General features: G+C 35.3%; 18 protein-coding genes. 13 read left to right on the top strand and 5 right to left on the bottom strand.

Annotated elements, in window-relative coordinates; all coding sequences use genetic code 11:
- Positions 1-83 precede the first annotated feature (83 nt).
- A complete protein-coding gene (locus F0362_RS16970) occupies positions 84-1,826 on the top strand; it encodes an amidohydrolase (protein ID WP_000823350.1) in 1,743 nt (580 codons plus the stop codon).
- Positions 1,827-1,933: 107 nt separating this feature from the next.
- On the top strand, positions 1,934-2,980 hold the full coding sequence (locus tag F0362_RS16965; RefSeq protein WP_001244196.1) for an agmatine deiminase family protein: 1,047 nt from the start codon (positions 1,934-1,936) through the stop codon (positions 2,978-2,980).
- Between the two features lie 50 nt (positions 2,981-3,030).
- Here the strand turns inward: F0362_RS16965 and pepF are convergent, their stop codons facing one another.
- Together pepF and F0362_RS16955 are read right to left on the bottom strand one after the other, a co-directional pair.
- Positions 3,031-4,818 (bottom strand): oligoendopeptidase F, encoded by a 1,788-nt coding sequence (pepF, locus tag F0362_RS16960; protein WP_000137587.1) that lies wholly within the window; start codon positions 4,816-4,818, stop codon positions 3,031-3,033.
- Positions 4,819-4,916: 98 nt separating this feature from the next.
- Positions 4,917-5,708 (bottom strand): arylamine N-acetyltransferase family protein, encoded by a 792-nt coding sequence (locus F0362_RS16955; protein ID WP_149889903.1) that lies wholly within the window; start codon positions 5,706-5,708, stop codon positions 4,917-4,919.
- A 217-nt stretch (positions 5,709-5,925) separates the two neighbouring features.
- Between F0362_RS16955 and amyS the strand changes: the two genes are divergently transcribed.
- The 4 genes from amyS to F0362_RS16935 all read left to right on the top strand — a co-directional run bounded on the left by amyS (position 5,926) and on the right by F0362_RS16935 (position 11,301).
- Positions 5,926-7,467, top strand: coding sequence for an alpha-amylase (amyS, locus tag F0362_RS16950; protein WP_000919644.1), 1,542 nt, complete (start codon positions 5,926-5,928; stop codon positions 7,465-7,467).
- Between the two features lie 530 nt (positions 7,468-7,997).
- A complete protein-coding gene (locus F0362_RS16945) occupies positions 7,998-9,899 on the top strand; it encodes an endonuclease MutS2 (protein WP_001095216.1) in 1,902 nt (633 codons plus the stop codon).
- A 6-nt stretch (positions 9,900-9,905) separates the two neighbouring features.
- Positions 9,906-10,430, top strand: a complete 525-nt coding sequence (locus F0362_RS16940) for a GNAT family N-acetyltransferase (protein WP_000256477.1) — start codon at positions 9,906-9,908, stop codon at positions 10,428-10,430.
- A gap of 160 nt (positions 10,431-10,590) precedes the next feature.
- The gene (locus F0362_RS16935) at positions 10,591-11,301 is read left to right on the top strand and encodes a histidine phosphatase family protein (RefSeq protein WP_001042060.1); all 711 of its coding nucleotides are present in this window, start codon (positions 10,591-10,593) and stop codon (positions 11,299-11,301) included.
- Positions 11,302-11,367: 66 nt separating this feature from the next.
- On the opposite strand, the gene F0362_RS16930 is transcribed toward F0362_RS16935, so the two are convergent.
- Entirely contained in the window at positions 11,368-12,333 is a 966-nt protein-coding gene (locus F0362_RS16930) for a quinone oxidoreductase family protein (RefSeq protein WP_000645240.1), read from the bottom strand.
- 123 nt (positions 12,334-12,456) lie between these two features.
- Between F0362_RS16930 and F0362_RS16925 the strand changes: the two genes are divergently transcribed.
- From F0362_RS16925 to F0362_RS16915, 3 genes are all read left to right on the top strand, one after another.
- Entirely contained in the window at positions 12,457-13,350 is an 894-nt protein-coding gene (locus F0362_RS16925; RefSeq protein ID WP_000403868.1) for a LysR family transcriptional regulator, read from the top strand.
- A 299-nt stretch (positions 13,351-13,649) separates the two neighbouring features.
- Positions 13,650-14,162, top strand: coding sequence for a YjfA family protein (locus tag F0362_RS16920; protein ID WP_000473732.1), 513 nt, complete (start codon positions 13,650-13,652; stop codon positions 14,160-14,162).
- A gap of 17 nt (positions 14,163-14,179) precedes the next feature.
- The gene (locus F0362_RS16915; RefSeq protein WP_000771157.1) at positions 14,180-14,656 is read left to right on the top strand and encodes a DUF2690 domain-containing protein; all 477 of its coding nucleotides are present in this window, start codon (positions 14,180-14,182) and stop codon (positions 14,654-14,656) included.
- Positions 14,657-14,769: 113 nt separating this feature from the next.
- Here the strand turns inward: F0362_RS16915 and F0362_RS16910 are convergent, their stop codons facing one another.
- A complete protein-coding gene (locus F0362_RS16910; RefSeq protein WP_000902406.1) occupies positions 14,770-15,258 on the bottom strand; it encodes a DinB family protein in 489 nt (162 codons plus the stop codon).
- Between the two features lie 192 nt (positions 15,259-15,450).
- Between F0362_RS16910 and F0362_RS16905 the strand changes: the two genes are divergently transcribed.
- Entirely contained in the window at positions 15,451-15,906 is a 456-nt protein-coding gene (locus F0362_RS16905) for a DinB family protein (RefSeq protein ID WP_001081119.1), read from the top strand.
- A 192-nt stretch (positions 15,907-16,098) separates the two neighbouring features.
- Positions 16,099-17,136 carry a DUF4003 domain-containing protein gene (locus F0362_RS16900; protein ID WP_002039050.1) on the top strand — a complete coding sequence of 346 codons (1,038 nt, stop codon included), beginning with the start codon at positions 16,099-16,101 and terminating at the stop codon, positions 17,134-17,136.
- 128 nt (positions 17,137-17,264) lie between these two features.
- Here the strand turns inward: F0362_RS16900 and F0362_RS16895 are convergent, their stop codons facing one another.
- Complete coding sequence (locus tag F0362_RS16895) at positions 17,265-18,029, bottom strand: DUF817 domain-containing protein (protein WP_000499378.1); 765 nt, start codon at positions 18,027-18,029, stop codon at positions 17,265-17,267.
- A 275-nt stretch (positions 18,030-18,304) separates the two neighbouring features.
- On the opposite strand from F0362_RS16895, the gene F0362_RS16890 reads away from it, so the two are divergent.
- Both F0362_RS16890 and F0362_RS16885 read left to right on the top strand, forming a co-directional pair.
- Positions 18,305-19,339 (top strand): FecCD family ABC transporter permease, encoded by a 1,035-nt coding sequence (locus F0362_RS16890; RefSeq protein ID WP_000902729.1) that lies wholly within the window; start codon positions 18,305-18,307, stop codon positions 19,337-19,339.
- Positions 19,340-20,356 carry a FecCD family ABC transporter permease gene (locus tag F0362_RS16885; RefSeq protein WP_000653816.1) on the top strand — a complete coding sequence of 339 codons (1,017 nt, stop codon included), beginning with the start codon at positions 19,340-19,342 and terminating at the stop codon, positions 20,354-20,356.
- Positions 20,357-20,363: the final 7 nt, after the last annotated feature.

Raw genomic sequence — 20,363 nt, 5'->3', positions numbered from 1 at the left:
TGGATGTGGGCAAATAATTAGTGAGGGATGGAGTCCACCACTGATTAACGTTTCATTTTATCATAATAAAAAGGAGAAAGAATATGAAAAGAAAAATCATGATTATTTGTTTGATTCTAAGTATGGTATGGATTTCAGCGTGTACGCCTGAAGTAGGAGAAGGTGAGAATGGTAGCTCTGCTCTACCTAGTCAGTTGCCCAAGAATGTAGTGTTTAAAAATGGTACAATTTACACTTCTAATGAAAAGCAAGAAATGGCAGAAGCTATAGAGATTAAAGATGGGAAAATTACTTTTGTCGGTTCAAATAAGGATGTAGAAAAATTGATTAATAAAGATACGAAAGTGATAAATCTACAAGGACGTCAACTTCTTCCTGGTTTTGTGGATAATCATAATCATATTTTTGAAGCGAAATCACCAGCAGCAGGGAATTGTAGTGTCTCACCAGATGCTGCGTTGCAAGAACAACGCTCGTATTTAAATGCTTGTAAAAAAGATGTGAAAGATGGGGAATGGATAAGTGGAACAGGATTTAGTTTGGAAGAGCTGTTAAAAAATATGGATGAAAAGTCAGAACAACAAACGCCATTACAAGTTCTTGATGAGCTATTTCCTAATAACCCAGTAATAATTATGGAAAGAACCTCTCATTCTGTATGGGTTAACTCGAAAGCATTGGAGTTGGCTGGGATAAATAAAGATACGAAAGATCCACAAGGTGGAAGAATTATTCGGGATCCAGAAACAGGAGAACCGTTTGGTATTCTTTATGATACAGCTGGAGATATCGTAATGGAAAAAGCATGGAATGCCCAACCGAATTTGTTCGAAAAAAATTATGAAGGTTTGCTGGACGGCTTAGATGAAGTTGCGAAGAATGGTATTACTACAGTGGGGGATGGACGTCTCTATTGGAAACGAGGCTGGTTAGATGTTTGGAATAAAGTAAATGATGAGAAAAAGTTAACGTCACGGGTAGTACTTCGTCCGTGGGTGTATCCGAACTTAAATGAAGCAGAACAAATCGAGTATTTCCAAAAGATTAAGCGAGATGATTTGTCATCACGCATGCTTATTAATCAAGTGAAGATGTATAGTGATGGAATTAGTATTAACAGTACAGCGAAAACGCTTGAAAAATATAAATTTGAGTGGTTTAAAGGAACCCCGTATGGTTTGAACTATATTCCAGAAGAAAAAATGAAATGGTGGTTAACTGAACTTAATAAACTTGGTTACGGTGCACTTATTCACACAATTGGAGATAGTGGAGTAAGAGAGAGCTTAAATGCAATTGAAGCAGCGAAAAAAGAAGGGGCAAAACAGCCGTATACGCTTACGCACGTGGAAATGGTAGAAGATAGTGATATGAAGCGTTTTGCTCATTTAGGAGTTAGCGCTGATTTTCAAGTCGGTCATGATTTTGCGGAAGATCCTAAACAAAGCTGGGCAAGTACGTATTTTACAGCCCAGCAAATGAAACGAATTATGCCGTTAGGACAAATTTGGAAAACAGGTGCAAATGTATCACTTAGTAGTGATTGGGATGTAAATGAATTGAATCCACTTGTGACGATTTCGAACGCATTAAGTATTGATGAGAAAGGCTTGTCTAATGTACAGGCTGCTATTGATGCTTATACAATTAAGCCAGCTAAGGCACTAGGACTTGATAAGATTACTGGCTCAATTGAAGTAGGAAAATCGGCTGATATCGTAATACTAAATGAGGATATTACTAAAATGAGTGTCGATAAGATTCCGAGTGTGAAAGTATTAATGACAGTTTTACAAGGAGAAGTAGTGTATCACAAGGGAGAATAAAGAGTAACGTTATGAAGTAGTTACAAGCAAATGAATATATTGTTGTTGACCTTAACACGATGTCAAAGTATAGACTGGACTTACATTTAGAGAAGGGGTGAACATGTATGAGAAATATAGAAAATAGTTTGTTTTATATGCCTGCAGAATGGGAGAAACATGAGGGGACATGGCTCCAATGGCCTCATGATAAAACGCATAGAGGTGAAGGTTACAGAGCTAAGTTAGATGATATTTGGGTAACGATGGCGAAGGAGCTTCATTACGGAGAGAATGTGCATATTGTTGTATATGATGAAGAAGAAAAAACACATGTCCAATCGAAGCTAATTGAAGAGAACGTAAATATGGATAAAATTGATTTTTTAGTTCAAGAAACTGATGATATATGGATAAGAGATAATGGACCGATATTTGTAAAAGATAAGGAAGAAAATCTCTGCTTAACGCACTGGATTTTTAATGGTTGGGGGGATAAATATCCGTATGAAAATGATGCTGTTATTCCGGACGAAATAAGTGAAATGTATAGTATCCCAAAAGTTGCAGCAAGTGTTTGTCTAGAAGGTGGAGGAATAGAGATAAACGGAAACGGGACCTTAATGGCGGCAAAAACTTCTATTATAAATGAAAATCGAAATCCTACACTAAGTCAGGAAGAGATTGAAATGGAGTTAACGAAGTATTTAGGGGTAACGAATTTTATATGGATAACGGGTATTCGTGGTGAAGATAATTATGATGAAGATACGGATTATCATATTGATGGGGCAGCACGTTTTGTAAATGAAAATACGATTCTTTATGAATATGATCCTTTCGGGGAAGGAGAGGCGTACCTTTTGGATGCGCAAGAAAAGCATTATCAAGAATTGCGACAAGCGAGAAATATAGATGGAAGTCCATTTCAACTCCTCCCAGTACCAGTAACAAGAAAAGTGGTAAAAGAGGCAGACTGTAAAGGTTCGTATTTGAATTTCTATATTGGAAATGAAGTTGTATTGGTTCCTATATACGGTGATGAACATGATAAGTTAGGACTGCAAATCATTGAAGGGCAGTTTCCAGGAAGAAGAATCGTTGGTATTCATGTAAATGCACTGTATGCGTATGGTGGTATGATTCATTGTGTGACGCAGCAACATGTAGAATAAAGTGATTCGAATGAAAAAAGCATGCAGAGTATATACTCTGCATGCTTTTTTTATAATGCTGAAAACTCTTCAACAAGTTGAGTAAAGCGATTTAATGCACTTTCAATCGGTTCTGGCGTAGTTAAATCAACACCAGCTTTTTTCAGTAGGTTTAATGGATAGTCAGAACTTCCGCCTTTAAGGAATTCGATATAGTTTTTTTGTGCATTTGGATCACCGCTTAATAATTTATCGGCAATTTGAATGGCAGAGGCGAATCCAGTTGCGTATTTGTACACGTAAAATGGACGATAGAAATGAGGGATTCTAGACCATCCATATTTTACTTCTTCATCAAATACAAGTGAATCACCGTTATATTCTCTAAATAGCTTTTCATAAATTTCGCTAAAGACTTGGGCGTTTAATGGTTTACCTTGTTCGGCCATTTCATGTGTGATTTTTTCAAATTCTGCAAACATGATTTGTGTAAAGAAAGTACCTTTAAAGCTATCGATAAAGTAGTTAATTAAATGATTACGTACGTTCGTTTCTTTCGCTTCTTTTAATAAGTAGTGAATTAATAACACTTCATTTACTGTAGAGGCGACTTCTGCAACAAAAATGGAATAGTGTGCAGAAATTCTTGGTTGGTATCCGTGTGAATAATGCGTATGCATACCGTGACCACACTCATGAGTAAGTGTGAAAAGGCTATTTAGATCATCGTGATGATTTAAAAGAATGAATGGGTGAACGCCATATACCCCAAAGTTATAAGCACCCGAACGTTTTCCAGGTGTTTCTCTCACATCTATATATCGTTTATCTTTAAAACCTTTTAATGTTTCAATATACTTTTCTCCTAAAGGAGCAAGTGATGCAATCATAGTATCAAACGCTTCGTCATATGGAATGTCTTGTTTTACACCTTGTACTAAATCGACGCTTAAGTCGTATTGTCTTAGTTCGTCTACATTTAATTTTTCTTTACGAATTTCATTGTATGTATGTAATGTTTGAATGTTTTTTTTCGTTGTATCAATTAGGTTTTCATATACCTCTTTCGGAACCATATCGCCAAATAATGATTTCTCTAAAGCTGATGGATATTTTCTTAGCTTTGAAACAGTAACATTATTTTTAATAGCAGAAGATAATGTAGAAGCGATTGAGTTCTTTAACTGAACATACGGTTTGTAATATGCCTTATAAGCTTCTTTACGTTTCTCACGATTCTCATCTTCTATTAACTTCGAATACATTCCACGTGTTAAGTTCACTTTCTTTCCATCATCATTCGTCACTTCACCAAATGATATATCTGCATTATTTAGCATACCAAATGTATGTTGCGGAGAGGAAAGTGCTTCACCCATTTGGGATAAAATTTCTTCTTGATCCGTATTCAATACGTGTTTTTTATAACGGTATAATTCAAATAAGTCTTCTTTATAGTATAGTAACCCTTCCGTTTCTTCTATGTAAGAGTGTAAAGTGTTTTCTTCTACGCTAAGTAAGAATGGGGAGAAGAATGATTTCGCTGCGCTTACCTTTACATGTAATTGTGATACTTTATCGACAAGGGATTGGGCGTCAGTATCGCGTGTATCAAGATCAGATTGTAATCGCGCATAAGCGAACATTAAAGATAATATGCTAGATATTTCTTCACTCTTTGTTAAATAAGCTAATAAACGATTGCCATCGTGAATATCTCCATTAAATTCTTTTAGTTCAATTGTTAACATTTCTATTTTTTTATAATCATTTTCCCAATCATCAATCGTATCGTAAATATCTGTTAACTTCCATTTTTCATTATCGGGTACTTGTAATCGATCTTTAAGTTCTGTCATAATCATTTCCTTTCTAAACGTGTAGTCATATTCCTATATAACTATGAAATACAACAAATTGCAAAAAATCCCTGCTGTAAATAGCAAGGCTTAAACAGTTATAGTGTAATTCCGAACTTCGAATGTAAAAGGTTTGCATATTGCTCGTCTGTAACTTCTTCTTTAGATTTTGTACCGTCCTTTGTTATTGTAAGACGATCTTTTGTTAAAGAAACGTGTCCGTCATGTGTAAGTTTTACAATAAGAGGTACTTTGTTAAATGGTGAGCCCTCATGTTCAACGATGATTTTTTGTGCTGTATTCGCTTTCGTTTCATCCACTTCTTCTATATAAAATGCATAGCCTAATGTCCAATCATCAGCAGAAGATTGATCTAGAAACTCATTGTTTTTACGCATTTCTAAAATGTAATTTCCTTTTTCAGTTGTTTCTTTGCGAATACGATAATCTCCTGTTACTGAGTGAACGACTTCACCTGAGAAAGGAACAGGTGCAAGAGGTAAGTATGATCCGAACCCCACTTCAATTAAATAAAGTTCATGATGATGTTTTAAAACAGTTGCGATATGTCCGGAATCGACAGCCCATATAGAGTTCGCAGCATTGTAAACTGTTCCTGAAACTAAATAAACATCCAATCCAAAGTCTTTAAGAAAGTAATACATAGTAGGATTTAGTTCATAACAAAGACCGCCACGGTTGTTTACTAAAATTTTTTCTTTTAAATTCTCTTTTGATATTTCTTTAAAGTTATTTTCGAGAACATTTAAATTTTCAAATGGAACAGTTTGCGCCATTCCATACATAAGTTGAGATAAATCTTCAAATGATATGGTTTCTTTTTCTTCTATATGTAAACGTGCGAAAAATTGTTTTTGAAAGTCTGTCATAGAAATCCCTCCGTCATACTTTTATAGATAAATTGTATACAATTTTGAATACGATGTGAATTTTAAACTATGTGGGGGTACTTGTGGAATAGTTAAATTCATATTTTGAAAAATAATGTGAGAGATTAAAAGATTGTTACTTTACTAACTGTAGAACGAATATTATAATAATTTTAATGAGTTATGCAAACGTTTTCTTAAAGGGGATGGTGTAAATATGTTGAAAAGGATTACGGTAGTCTGTTTATTATTTATTTTGCTTTTTCCTAATATATATGGGAGGAATAAGGCGGAAGCAGCAACGATAAATAATGGAACATTAATGCAGTATTTTGAGTGGTACGCTCCGAATGATGGGAATCATTGGAATCGTTTGCGTTATGATGCTGAAAGTTTAGCTCATAAGGGAATCACATCTGTATGGATACCACCTGCATATAAAGGGACTTCGCAAAATGATGTAGGGTATGGGGCCTATGATTTATACGATTTAGGGGAGTTCAATCAAAAAGGAACGGTGCGGACGAAATATGGGACAAAGGCACAGTTGAAATCTGCAATTGACGCTTTACATAAGCAAAACATCGACGTATACGGTGATGTAGTTATGAATCATAAAGGTGGGGCTGATTATACTGAAACCGTAACAGCTGTTGAGGTAGACCGTAACAATCGAAATATTGAAGTATCAGGTGATTATGAAATTAGTGCGTGGACGGGTTTTAACTTTCCAGGGCGCAGAGATGCTTATTCTAATTTCAAATGGAAATGGTATCATTTTGACGGAACGGATTGGGATGAAGGAAGGAAATTAAACCGAATTTATAAATTTAGGGGTATAGGTAAAGCGTGGGACTGGGAAGTGTCTAGCGAAAATGGAAATTATGATTATTTGATGTATGCAGATCTTGATTTTGATCATCCAGATGTTGCGAATGAAATGAAAAGCTGGGGAACGTGGTATGCGAATGAATTAAATTTAGATGGATTTCGTTTAGATGCTGTTAAACATATTGATCATGAATATTTACGCGATTGGGTAAATCATGTCAGACAGCAAACGGGGAAAGAAATGTTTACGGTGGCTGAATATTGGCAAAATGATATCCAGACTTTAAACAATTATTTGGCGAAAGTCAATTATAATCAATCTGTATTTGATGCACCGCTTCATTACAATTTTCATTATGCTTCAACAGGAAATGGGAATTATGATATGAGAAATATTTTAAATGGAACAGTAATGAAAAATCATCCTGCACTCGCAGTTACTCTCGTTGAGAATCATGATTCTCAACCTGGGCAATCATTGGAATCTGTAGTAAGTCCGTGGTTTAAGCCGCTGGCATATGCATTTATTTTAACTCGTGCAGAGGGCTATCCTTCAGTTTTTTATGGTGATTACTATGGGACAAGCGGAAATAGTAGTTATGAAATTCCAGCGTTAAAAGATAAAATTGATCCAATTTTGACGGCACGAAAAAACTTTGCATATGGTACGCAGCGTGATTATTTAGACCATCCAGATGTGATTGGCTGGACAAGAGAAGGAGATAGTGTACATGCTAAGTCTGGTTTAGCGGCATTAATCTCCGATGGACCAGGAGGATCAAAGTGGATGGATGTTGGAAAGAATAACGCTGGGGAAGTATGGTACGATATTACGGGTAATCAAACAAATACTGTAACAATTAATAAAGATGGATCGGGGCAATTCCATGTAAGTGGAGGCTCTGTTTCTATATATGTTCAACAGTAAATTGGTGATGAAAAAGAAGAGGTAGACTGAAATATAAGTTTCCTCTTCTTTTTACATTCTGTATAGTTATAAAAGTATGACACCTTTACTTCTTGCAAAACATATAGTATGATGATTTCAATAAATTAGATTTCAATGACCATAAAATATAAATTAATGAGAGGTGCTTTTTGTGAGTGCGGTAGGTATTAAATAGGAAAAATTTAATGAAATAAATCGGATAAGACCAGGGGATTTTTATGTATATCATACCCCTAATTTTGTCATGCGTTTATTTCGAAACCTATGAAGATACCTACAATACTTTATAAAGCGTGTAATGAGAGGATTGCCATTCGTTTTTTATGGTTTATTTCCTCATATGTTATTACACATGCCTTGTAAATGTAAAAGCTGCGGTATCCCCGCAGCTTTTTTGTATACGTTTTAAATGTATAAAAATGGTAATTGAATAATGTAAAACTCATTGGGATCTAATGAGTAGGTATCTTCATTTATGATAAACATCAATCATAGTGAGGAGAAACAAAATGAATACGATGACTTTTGAAAAGTTACAATATAACGAATTAAAGGAAATAGTGAAATCTTATTGTGTAAGTGGATTAGGTAAGGAATTATTAAATAAATTAGAGCCGAGTACAAGTATAAAAGTAGTGAGAAATCGTTTAAATGAAACGACAGAAGCAAGGACTATATTAGATGCAGAAGGACATGTGCCTTTTTTCGGAATTTCAAATATCGCGAGTACAATTCAAAAATTAGAAAAAGGGATGATTTTAGATCCAGAGGAATTAGTAAGTGTTTCAGACTTTTTACGTGGATGTAGAAAGATTAAAAAGTTTATGTTAGATAAAGAATTTTTTGCACCAGTATTAGCTTCCTATGCAAATTCAATGACTGAATATAAAAGCATTGAAGAGGAAATTAACTTTTCAATTAAAGGAAATAGTATTGATGCAGCTGCAAGTAAAGAGTTAAAACGAATTCGAAATAATATCGATTCTGTAGATGGAAAAATAAAAGAGCGTTTAACGAAGTTTTTAAATAGTAGTGCAAATAAGAAATTTATTCAGGAATTCTTTATTAGTAAAAAGGATGACCGTTATACGATTCCAATTAAATCTTCCTATAAAAATCAAGTTGCTGGGAGTATTGTTGAAGCTTCTGCAAAAGGTTCTACTGTATTTATAGAACCACATACGGTTACAAAGCTAAATGTGGAACTAGCAAGTTTGAAAGCAGAAGAAGCAATGGAAGAGTATCAAATATTAGCGACACTATCAGGAATGGTAGTAGAAAATATTTATAGTATAAAAATTAATATGGAACTGATAAGTCAATATGACATGGTATTTGCGAAAGCGAAGTTTAGTAAATCAATCGATGGAATAGAACCGAAGCTAAACGATCACGGAAACATTCATTTAATGAATTGTAAGCATCCGCTTTTAACGGGGCAAGTTGTACCGTTAAACTTTGAAATTGGTCAAGAGTACCGTAGTTTAATTATTACAGGACCAAATGCAGGCGGCAAAACAATTGTGTTAAAAACAATCGGACTATTAACATTAGCGACAATGTCAGGCTTTCATATTGCGGGAGATAAAGAAACGGAAATTGCTATTTTCGAAAATGTATTTGTAGACATTGGTGATAATCAAAGTATCGAAAATGCACTAAGCACTTTTTCATCTCATATGAAAAATCTGTCTGAAATTATGAGGATGTCAAATAATAATACGTTACTACTATTTGACGAAATAGGGAGCGGTACAGAACCGAATGAAGGTGCGGCGCTTGCGATATCTATTTTAGAAGAATTTTACCTTGCGGGATGTATTACAATTGCGAGTACGCATTACGGTGAAATTAAACGCTTTTCAGAAATGCATGGTGATTTTATGAACGCAGCAATGCAATTTAATAGTGAAACACTAGAGCCACTTTATAAATTAGTTATCGGTAAATCAGGTGAAAGTAATGCGCTTTGGATTGCGAATAAAATGAACGTAAAAGAACATGTACTGCAAAGAGCGAAAGAGTATATGGGAAATAAAGAATACGCTATAGAAAAAGTGAATGAAAGTAAAATTAGAAAACCGAAATTTGTGCAAGCGAAAAGAGAATCTCATTATGAGTACAAAGTCGGCGACCGTGTGAATTTATTGGATTATGATGATTTTGGTATCCTTTATAAGGAAAAAGATAATTTCTATAACGTCGTTGTATATTATAACGGTGAATTCGTTGAAGTGAATGTAAAACGCATTACTTTAGAGGTAGCAGCGAAAGAATTATATCCAGAAGGGTACGATTTAAGTACACTATTTGTTGATTATAAAGAAAGAAAAATGCAACATGATATAGAGCGTGGATCGAAAAAAGCACTTCGTAAAATCCAAAAAGAAATAAGAAAGAATAGAGGATAATATAGAATGGTAACGATTAGACAAGAACAAAAAAATGATTATAGAAAGACAGAAGAAGTTGTAAAAGAGGCATTTTTAAATGAAGAATTTAGTGATAAAAAAGAGCATGAACTTGTAAAACGTATTAGAGAATGTGACGCATTTATTCCGGAGTTATCCATCGTTGCAGTAGATAAGGAAATAGTCGGTCACATTATGTTATCGAAAATTACAATAGAACAAGGTGGGACTACTGTAGATTCATTAGCACTTGCACCAGTGTCAATAGCGCCAAGCCATCAGAAGAAAGGAATTGGTGGAAAACTTATCACGGCTGCTTTAGAAAAAGCGAAAGAATTAGGATACGGGTCAGTTGTAGTATTAGGGCATCCAGAGTACTATCCGAAATTCGGTTTTGAACGCGCAAGTCAGTGGAATATAAAAGCGCCATTTGAAGTGCCAGATGAAGTGTTTATGGTGATGGAGCTAAGAGAGAACACTCTTCAAGGTGTAGAAGGAATTGTACAATATTCGAGTGCTTTTGCTGAGTAGAAGTATTGGCTAAGAAATGTAATCATAAAAGATGCTATCTTTTTGTAGAGATATACAGAAAGATAGCTTTTTTTATTCAGCAGATCTACTGACGTATATTTTGCTCAATGAATAATTGAGGTGGTAAAATTGATATAGAAACGTAAAGGGAGAGAATAGAATGAATAAGCGAGAAACAAATAGCAATGAGAATGTAGTTACGTTATATGTTACAAGACATGGTAAAACAATATTAAATACGAACCATCGCGCGCAAGGTTGGGCAGACTCTCCGTTAGTAGAAAAAGGTGTGGAAGTTGCCTCAAATTTAGGAACAGGATTAAAAGATGTTCATTTTACGAATGTGTATAGTAGCGATAGCGGCCGAGCGATTGAAACTGCTAATTTAGTATTAAAATATAGTGAGCAATCAAAATTGAAACTTGAGAAAAGAAAAAATTTGCGAGAATTAAATTTTGGTATTTTTGAAGGTGAAAAACTTGAAAATATGTGGGATGCGGTTGGAAAAGCTGCGGGTGTTGCAGCACCAGAAGAACTTATGAAGCTTTCTATTCAAGAAGTAATTAATCTTATTAGAGCAGCAGACCCTACGAAACAAGCGGAAGATTGGGAATTATTTTCTACTCGTATAAAAACAGAGATTGATAAAATTAGTGAAGAAGCTGCTGCAAATGGAGACGGTACCGTTTTAGTTGTCGTTCATGGGCTTTTGATTACTGCCTTAATAGAAATGATAGATAGTAGTAAAACAAAACTTGGAGTGGAAAATGCTAGTGTGACGAAGATTGTATATCAAGGTGGAACATACACAGTCGAGTCGGTTGGAGATATGAGGTATGTTGCAAAAGGGAAAGAAAGTGTGGAAATATAATTAAATCTCAAATAGAGATAAGAAAAGGAGGCTAGAAAATCTAGCTTCCTTTTTAAATATGAACGATTATGGTATCAATAAAATCTTCCCTGTGCTTTTACGGCTCTCTAATAATTCATGGGCGCGGGCACCGTTTTGTAAAGAGAATGTAGTAGGACTCGCAATGTTTAATTTTCCAGTAGTGATCCAATCAAATAATTGAGTAGAGCGCTGCTTACGTTCTTCAAAAGTAGTAAGCACGTTCCAAAGGTCTCCGCCAGTTAAAGTTTTTGAAGTATCCATAAGCATACGCGGATCAACAGGCACGGGATTACCACCAGCCATTCCGTAGAATACAACGGTACCACCAACTTTAGTAACTTTAAAACTTTCCTCTAATGTAGAACCTACTGATTCATATACAACATTTACTCCGGCATCATTAGTCACTTCAAGTACTTTCGTATGCCATTCTTCAGTATATAAAAATACGCGATCAGCACCAGCTAACGTGGCTACTTTTGCTTTTTCTTTTGATGATGTGAGGCCGATTACTTTTCCGCCCAGTAGTTTAATTATTTGTATAAGAAGTTGACCAACACCACCAGCCGAAGCATGTACTAAAGCAACATCACCTTGTTTTATTTGATAGCTATCTTTCGTTAAATAATGTGCTGTTAAGCCCTGCAATAAGACAGAAGCGGCTGTTTCAAACGGGATAGAATCTGGAAGTGGAATTGCTTTCTCTGATGGAACGGCAACTAATTCTGCATTTGCAAATGGGACGTCAGCAAATGCAATACGGTCTCCAGGATTGATAGTAGTAACGTCAGCTCCTACTTGTTCAACAATACCAGCCCCTTCATAACCTAATATATATGGCGGGTTACCAGCGAGATGATAATCACCGCGGCGTCTATAAATATCAGCAAAGTTTAAACCGATTGCTTTCGTGCGGACAAGAATTTCATTTGAATTTATGATTGGATCATGTATTTCTTTATATTGTAGTACATCCGGATTTCCGAACTGTTCGAAACAAAGTGCTTTCATATGGAATACCTCCATTTATATTGTTTGTCGATGCTCTTTATCATACAATATAAACATCGATAGGCAAAGAGGATTATTTCGATGGGATCAATCGAAAATATCGATTGAAAAGAGGGATGATAAATGGAGATAAAACAATTAATTACATTTAAAATAGCCGCGGAAACTTTGAACTTTACACAAACTGCGAAGAAATTAAACTTTGCCCAATCGAGTGTTACAGCACAAATTAAAACGTTAGAGGCTGAGCTCGGTACACCACTATTTGAGAGGTTAGGGAAACGTCTTTTCTTAACTGAAGCAGGAAGAAAGTTTCAACTATATGCGGACAAGATAATCGCACTTAGTAACGAAGCGAAGACGGCTGTGAAAGATGATGAGGAAATAGCAGGTACGTTAATAATTGGTGCACAAGAAAGTCAATGTACATATAGGCTTCCGTCTATATTAAAGAGGTTTAAAATACAATTCCCCAAAATAAAGCTTATATTTAAACCAGCGCATTCCAATAAAGATGCGAAGGAACAATTGATGGAGGGGAAAGTCGATCTTGCATTTATTTTGGACGAATGTAAAACAGAAGATGCTTTGCATGTGAATCCACTTATGAAAGAAGAATTAAAAGTAGTAGCGGCTCCAGGGCATTGTTTACTCGAACAGGCTTCCGTTTCTATAAAAGATTTAGAGAGTGAAACACTTTTGTTAACTGAACTAGGATGCTCATATCGGACTTTATTTGAAGAGTTATTTCGTGCGGAAGACGTATATCCAGCAAATAAGATTGAGTTTGTTAGTGTCGAGGCAATTAAACAATGTGTCATTGCGGATTTAGGTATAGCAGTTTTGCCAGCAATAGTAGTAGAAAAAGATATACGGGAAGGGACGTTAAAGGAGTTAGTGTTAAAAGAAACAATAGCTCCGATTTATACACAAATTGCTTGGCATAAAGATAAATGGATGACAGTGCCACTGCGACAATTTATTGATGTAACGAGGGAGTTTTTTGTAACGGATTAAGTGGAGAAATATTTATTTTATATAAAAGAAAAAATGGCAATTTTGTATAAAGAACCGATGCTTGAATATAACAAGTATCGGTTCTTTTATGTTTTAAATATAGAATGCTATAAAATGTGTATTTCTCAATTTTTTTCTTAAAAGGATAAGTAAAATTTTTCGTATATTCCAATAATCATAAGGGAATTTACAACGTTTATTCGTTTCTGTAAGATGCCTCTAGGAAGCGTGAAAGGAGGACTTACATAGCAGTATAGCTTGTCTTTAGTATACGTACTTATTGTGAGGAGGAATTTAAAATGTTTAAAAAGTTAATGAAAGTATGCGTGTTAAGTGCGGCAAGTATAGGTGTATTATTTAGTTTTCAAGGAAGTACATTTGCAGCTACTGATTTAAGTAGTTATTATGACGGGAAAAATCCAGCAACAACGAAAGTATACGGGGGAAGTACAACGTGTGATGCAGATGGATTTAATGCAAAATCTACAGCTGTATATGAAGGTAGTAAAAAAGTAGGGACAGTGTATTTACGTTACAGTAATAAATGTCATGCAGCATGGGCTAAGTTTGTTTTAGATCAACCAGCACCAGCTGTTTCGGGAGGAGTGTACGCGTACGCTGTTGTGAATAAATACAAAAATGGTGTATTCCAAAAATCAGTTACTTCTAATCAGGGGAACGGCACAATAAAAACAGGTCAAACGAGCACTTATACAGGAATGGTATTTGATTTAACTGCTGATTTCGGATACACAGCAGATGCTGAAGCAGTTACGTTTAATAACGGTTACGGAAAAACAGCACGTTATTAAGAAAGGAGTGAAATTATATGAAACTTTTAAAAAAGACGAGTGCATGTTTATTGCTATCTTTACTCATTGTAACTAGTATGTTTAGCACGACTAATAGCGATAAAGTATACGCAGAAGATCATTCATATGATGGGAAAAGTCCTTACTATAACAGCTGTGATCAATCCGCAGTAACGAAAGAAAAGAAGTGGATTGATTCAAATTCTTATGTAGAATTAAAATTTAGCACGACGTGTAAAACAGCATGGGCAAAAGTTACTGTAACCCGCCCGGCAGTTTATAATAACGAAGCTGATGCAAGGATTGTTAGAAAAACAGATGGAAAGGCCTACACTTGCGGAAGTGCTGGAGGAAATGGTGTTGTAAATAAAGGGCAAACATCATGCTATACGCCAATGGTATATGACTTAGATCCAAGAAAGGCACAAGCGCAGGGGAAACATGCCATTCCGAATAGTGATGCTTATAATTACGCGGAGACTATTTGGTATTGATAGGAATATGAAAATTGTAAGGTAGAATATTGTAAGAGCATGTTTTGATTGGATTTCAAAACATGCTCGATTTGTATTCATTCTAATTTTTTCAGTAATCATGGACCATTGAATTAACTAAGATCTGTATCAGGAGGAGTATATCCAAGGTGCCTAGCCATTGATACAATTTGTCCTTTATGATGAAACTCATGTGTCTCCGTATGAGTTAAAAGCCAGAGCGGAGTTGTGCTCCAAGGTTCTTTTTGCCATTTAACTTCATTTGCTATATTTTCGAGCCATCGGTCATTATATTCATCTAAAAAACGTAGTACAACCTCATCTACTAACTTAAATCTAGTACGAACTTTTTCGACATCGGCATGCTCAACTTCATAATCGCTGGCAAATGAAAAATCTGCTCTTTTTTGCTTGAATGCGAATGATCCAAGCCAGTATCGATAGCAATCGGCTACATGAATATGAGTCTTTATAATGCTACCGCTTCCGAAATTAGGAACTGTGCTATGTAATTTTTCTACTGGGATTTCTTCCAAAAACGAAAATAGAGTTTCTCTTGTAGAGCTAATAAGATTATATTGTTGTTTTAAAATATGCAACATGCAAGTACACTCCTCTTTTATTTACATAGTAAGTAATTCTATATTTACGAGGAGTGAACCTTTTTATTATTTTTAATAAGCATATTAGATGTATTTCTTATTTGTTTCTGATAGATTAAACAAGGTGAAACATTAATAAGTTGAACATTCTTAGTTCATAATAAATTGTACATCAAGAAGGAGAACGATAAAATGAATAGACTAGTGGGTTTAAAACAATTTGAAATAACGCGCGGGGCGTTACTTAAATTTATGGAAACGTTAGATGATAAAACTGCGGATACGCAGCCAGAGGGTTTTAACAATACAATTCGTTGGCATATCGGTCACGTGTTAACAGCAGCAGAAGTTTTCATGTTTGGAAAAGAATTCAAACAATTACCAACTGAATATCCAGGTATGTTTGGGTATGGATCACGACCATCTAAATGGAAAACAGAAGGACCATCGTTAGAAGTGTTAACGGCTCAATTAAAAGAACAAGCAAAACGTATTAACGAAATTCCAGCAGAAGCATTTGAAAATAAACTGCCAGAGCCATTCCTAGGATTGGAAACAGTAGGGGAGCTTTACGGTATGATGCTTTATCATGAAGCTGATCATATTGGGCAAATGAAAGCGATGGAACGTATTATTAAAGCTCTTTAGTCTTAATTGCATATAACAAGCAATACAGGTGTAATGTTAAATAATATATACAAAAAAGGTAGATAAATTATTATCTACCTTTTTTGTATAACTTCTTGAAGGATTAGGGATTATCATCGTGATGCTGATGAAGAAGGATAAGAGAATTTTATAATTTTTATGGTGTGATTATTAATTATAGTATTCCTAAATATGGAATATACGTATAATGATAGAGAAGAACTAGAAATAGGGGTGAATACTATGATTACATTAGAGCAAAAGTTGGAGCAATATAAACATACATATGTACAGTTAAAGGGAGAACTAAAATGGAAAACGAGTGATTCTCGAACAGCAATGATGATTGCTGCTATGTATGCAGGTAGTGATAAGTTGTTTGATCTCGGACGTTTTTTAGAAATTAGTAGTTATATTAAGAATCAGGTAGGGATGTTTTCATACTTAAAGTCTTATCATCGTTTTGTAGTGGCCGCAACATTAGATATTCACTTTACAGATTATAAGAAAGCTTTTCAGAAGTTTTTAGATTTATATGAACAATTGGTCACTGGTGGCTTTAGCCGGAGTATATTTACTTATCTCGCAGCAGCTGTGCTTTTAACAGAAGAAAATGAACAGCATGGCACACATATTCAGCGTTCGATGCAAGTATATAAACGCATGAAAAAGGATCACCTCTTTCTTACAAGTACAAATGATTATCCGCTCGCAGTTTTATTAGCAGGACAATCAGAGCATGTAGAAACACTTATGGACCGAGTGGAACGTCTTTATCAGAAACTAGCGACAGCTGGTTTGCGTAAAGGGAATGATCTTCAATTTTTGAGTCATATTCTTTCACTAAAGAAGGATGTCAGGGAAGAACTATTAGTTGCAAAATGTACAAATATATGGAATTTGTTAAAGCAAGAAAAGGTAAAAGTAAAACAGATGCATTACCCAGCTATCGGGCTACTAGCGTTACTCGAGGACGGAGAAAAAGAGATTCATTCTATTCGAGCATTTATTGAAAAATTGCAGGGGGATAAATTGTTCCGTTGGCATACAGATACAACTATTCTTATTGCTATTCAACTGTTCGTAAGTCAGAAAGGTGAGGAAAGTAAAGCTACTAACACAGGTTTACAAACAATGATAGAAGTCCTCATACAAGCACAACAGGCAGCCATGATGGCAACGATTGCCGCTTCATCTGTAGCAACATCTTCTGCTAGTAGCAGTTCATAATGTGTAATTGCTTATACTCTTGTAAATTATAACTTCCTTGATAAGGACGGTTTAAAAAATATTACTAAAAACAGTTAGCTCATCACTCTCTAATGAGTGATGGGCTAACTGTTTTTACATAATCAGCATTATCTTTTTGATTCCTTCAAATGTTTGAGCTGCGTGACAATCATAATGCTAATAACAACGAGTAAAAACCATGAACTAATTTTGCTTAAGTGAACGAGACTCCATGCTTCCCGTTGATTTGGATATTGCCATGCTCCGAAAAATGTTGCGATGTTCTCTGCAATCCAAATGAAAAATCCGATAAGGAAAAAGGAGAGAACGAGTGGCATTTTATATGTAACGCCTTGTAATGAAAATTGTACAAATGTGCGAGAGAAAACAATGAATAGTAGTAAAGTTAATATCCATCTAAAATCGTATGTAAAGTGGTGTGTGAAAAAATTGAAGTAAATCATAGCTCCTAACGGCACGGCAAAAATAGCTTTCGGCCAATGATGCATTTTTAAATGCAACCTTCTCCACGCTTGACATATGTAACTCGCGACACTCGCATACATAAAACCGCTGTAAAGCGGAACTCCAAAAACCTTCGAATATGCCTCTTCGGGATAACTCCATGAACCGAAATGTACTTTATATATTTCTAGTAAAAGGCCGATGAGGTGGAAGATGGTAATTACTTTTAGTTCGTCTTTTGTTTCAAGACCAGTCTTGTACATAATCCACTGCATAAGAAGGCATACGATGAGTATGAAATCATAGCGATATAACCCTGGGATAGAAATGATTTTTGAAAGGGCTAGTGTTAAAAAAATAGTGACTGGGAATAAACAAGATAATGCTTGTTCGTAAGTGAAATGTAGTAATTGTTTTATATAGAACATTGGGTCTCCTTTGATAAGTTTGTTAGAAAACTCGAAATAATGACTAAGTATACTACGATTTTAAAAATAAGCTAGTAGTCTATTTTGCATGTATTTGTAAGTTTTAGAAGGGAATTGTAATAAGTATTTTAATATTTTAACAAAGTAAAAAATAGTTTGCTATTTAAAAAAAGTGGGGATATAATATCTAAATGAAAATGATAATTATTATCAATATTAATTATAAATAAAAAATAATTATAAAAAACAACTGAATATAAAGGATGAAATGAAACATGTTACATAAGTCTACTGTACATGCTGGTAATAACCGCTGGATACATATTAAGTTCATATGTTTCATGAGCTTAACAATTTTATGTTTAATTGGATCTATATTTTTAGCCATTTCATTTGGTGCAAAGGATATTCATTTACAAACGGTGTGGGTAGCGGTTTTGGATTACAATCCGAAACTAACACAGCACCAAATTATTTATGAATTAAGGCTCCCGAGAGTAATTGGTGCAGCAGTTGTAGGGGCAGCTTTTGCGGTTGCTGGTGCTGTTATGCAAGGTGTAACACGAAATCCTTTAGCTGATGCAGGTGTACTCGGAATAAATGCAGGTGCGATGTTTGTAGTAGCACTTAGTTTTGCTTTTTTCCCACATATGCCGTATTCCTATTTAATGATTGTTTCCTTTATTGGAGCTGTCTTAAGTACAGTACTTATTTTTGTTATTGGATCAGCAACATCAGGCGGGTTAACACCAATGAGGTTAACGATTGCTGGAGCGGTTATGGCAGCGCTTTTACATTCATTAAGTTCAGGTGTTGCGATTTATTATGATTTAAGCCAAGATTTAGCGTTTTGGTATGCTGGTGGTGTTGCAGGGGTTAAGTGGGAACACTTGAAATTTTTAGTCCCTATTATTCTTATAACGATTATTTTTGCGATAGTGTTAGGGCGATCTATTTCACTCATATCAATGGGAGATGATGTTGCTACAAATTTAGGAGTGAAAACGAACCGAACGAGAATACTAGGGATGATTATAGTAGTTATTCTGGCAGGTGTTTCTGTTTCAGCTGTTGGTTCTATTGGATTTGTAGGACTAGTTATCCCGCACATTGCTAGAAAATTAGTTGGTGTTAATTATAGACTCATTATTCCTATGTCAGCATTATTAGGAGCTATGTTATTAGTTGTAGCTGATTTAGGGGCAAGAACAGTAAATCCTCCTAAGGAACTTGCGATAGGGATTATGGTAGCTCTTGTTGGAGTTCCGTTCTTCCTCTATATAGCACGTAAAGTTGGGAGGGAATTATAAGTGAAGGATCTTTTTAACACGGATAAAAAGAGAGCTATTACTGTAACTACAATCTTCGGATGTATAAGTATCGCTGTAATTTTAATTAGTTTAAATACAGGGACACTGAGTATAGCGCCACTTAGAGTAATTGAAACACTTTTGGGTTATGGTGATTTTGAGAGTGCAACCGTGCTATATGATTATCGTATGCCAAGAATAATAATCACGATGTTAGCCGGTATTGGTCTTGGTATTTCCGGTGCGATTTTGCAAGGGTTATCCCGTAATGCACTTGCAGATCCTGGTATTTTAGGGTTGCATTCAGGTGCATCTTTCGGTCTTATCGTATTTGTTACTCTCTTTCATTCTATTAATGAGAGTGCATCCATTTTAATACCGTTATTTACATTTGGCGGAGGAGTATTAGCTGCATTTCTTATTATTTTACTTGCGAGTGATCGGTCAAAAGGTTTACTTCCCATTAGACTTATTCTCATTGGTATTGCAGTTTCAGCTGGCTTTAGTGCAATTTCGCTATTTTTCTCTCTCAAGTTAAATGATGAGACGTATACATTCGCTTCTAGATGGCTAGTTGGTAACGTGTGGGGAAGGGATTGGATTCATGTCCTGGCATTATTACCTTGGATTTTCATACTAACCCCTTATGCGTGGCTAAAATCTAAAACGTTAAATGCATTGTCACTAGGTGATAGTGTAGCAGCAGGACTTGGTGTTTCTGTGCAAAAAGAACGGTTATTACTTTTAGCTACAGCGGTTGGATTATCTTGCGCAAGTGTATCGATGGCAGGGGGGATTGGCTTTATCGGCTTAGTTGCTCCGCATATCGCAAGAAAGTTAGTAGGTACTACCTATCAACACTTCCTTCCGTTAGCTGGCATAATCGGAATGATTATTTTAGTGCTCGCAGATACGATAGGACGCTCTATATTTGAGCCGAATTCTATTCCGGCTGGTGTAGTAGTAGCGGCTTTAGGAGCACCGTATTTTCTTTATTTACTTACAAAAACAAAATAACTACTTC

The sequence above is a fragment of the Bacillus sp. BS98 genome (assembly GCF_008432245.1).
In the GTDB taxonomy this organism is placed as follows: domain Bacteria; phylum Bacillota; class Bacilli; order Bacillales; family Bacillaceae_G; genus Bacillus_A; species Bacillus_A toyonensis.
This window is presented reverse-complemented; position numbering and strand designations above follow the sequence as displayed.

Excerpts from the sequence above, each read along its gene's own strand:
- F0362_RS16970 (WP_000823350.1), top strand. The coding sequence starts at position 84 with ATGAAAAGAAAAATCATGATTATTTGTTTGATTCTAAGTATGGTATGG.
- F0362_RS16965 (WP_001244196.1), top strand. The coding sequence starts at position 1,934 with ATGAGAAATATAGAAAATAGTTTGTTTTATATGCCTGCAGAATGGGAG.
- pepF (WP_000137587.1), bottom strand. The coding sequence starts at position 4,818 with ATGACAGAACTTAAAGATCGATTACAAGTACCCGATAATGAAAAATGG.
- F0362_RS16955 (WP_149889903.1), bottom strand. The coding sequence starts at position 5,708 with ATGACAGACTTTCAAAAACAATTTTTCGCACGTTTACATATAGAAGAA.
- amyS (WP_000919644.1), top strand. The coding sequence starts at position 5,926 with ATGTTGAAAAGGATTACGGTAGTCTGTTTATTATTTATTTTGCTTTTT.
- F0362_RS16945 (WP_001095216.1), top strand. The coding sequence starts at position 7,998 with ATGAATACGATGACTTTTGAAAAGTTACAATATAACGAATTAAAGGAA.
- F0362_RS16940 (WP_000256477.1), top strand. The coding sequence starts at position 9,906 with ATGGTAACGATTAGACAAGAACAAAAAAATGATTATAGAAAGACAGAA.
- F0362_RS16935 (WP_001042060.1), top strand. The coding sequence starts at position 10,591 with ATGAATAAGCGAGAAACAAATAGCAATGAGAATGTAGTTACGTTATAT.
- F0362_RS16930 (WP_000645240.1), bottom strand. The coding sequence starts at position 12,333 with ATGAAAGCACTTTGTTTCGAACAGTTCGGAAATCCGGATGTACTACAA.
- F0362_RS16925 (WP_000403868.1), top strand. The coding sequence starts at position 12,457 with ATGGAGATAAAACAATTAATTACATTTAAAATAGCCGCGGAAACTTTG.
- F0362_RS16920 (WP_000473732.1), top strand. The coding sequence starts at position 13,650 with ATGTTTAAAAAGTTAATGAAAGTATGCGTGTTAAGTGCGGCAAGTATA.
- F0362_RS16915 (WP_000771157.1), top strand. The coding sequence starts at position 14,180 with ATGAAACTTTTAAAAAAGACGAGTGCATGTTTATTGCTATCTTTACTC.
- F0362_RS16910 (WP_000902406.1), bottom strand. The coding sequence starts at position 15,258 with ATGTTGCATATTTTAAAACAACAATATAATCTTATTAGCTCTACAAGA.
- F0362_RS16905 (WP_001081119.1), top strand. The coding sequence starts at position 15,451 with ATGAATAGACTAGTGGGTTTAAAACAATTTGAAATAACGCGCGGGGCG.
- F0362_RS16900 (WP_002039050.1), top strand. The coding sequence starts at position 16,099 with ATGGAATATACGTATAATGATAGAGAAGAACTAGAAATAGGGGTGAAT.
- F0362_RS16895 (WP_000499378.1), bottom strand. The coding sequence starts at position 18,029 with ATGTTCTATATAAAACAATTACTACATTTCACTTACGAACAAGCATTA.
- F0362_RS16890 (WP_000902729.1), top strand. The coding sequence starts at position 18,305 with ATGTTACATAAGTCTACTGTACATGCTGGTAATAACCGCTGGATACAT.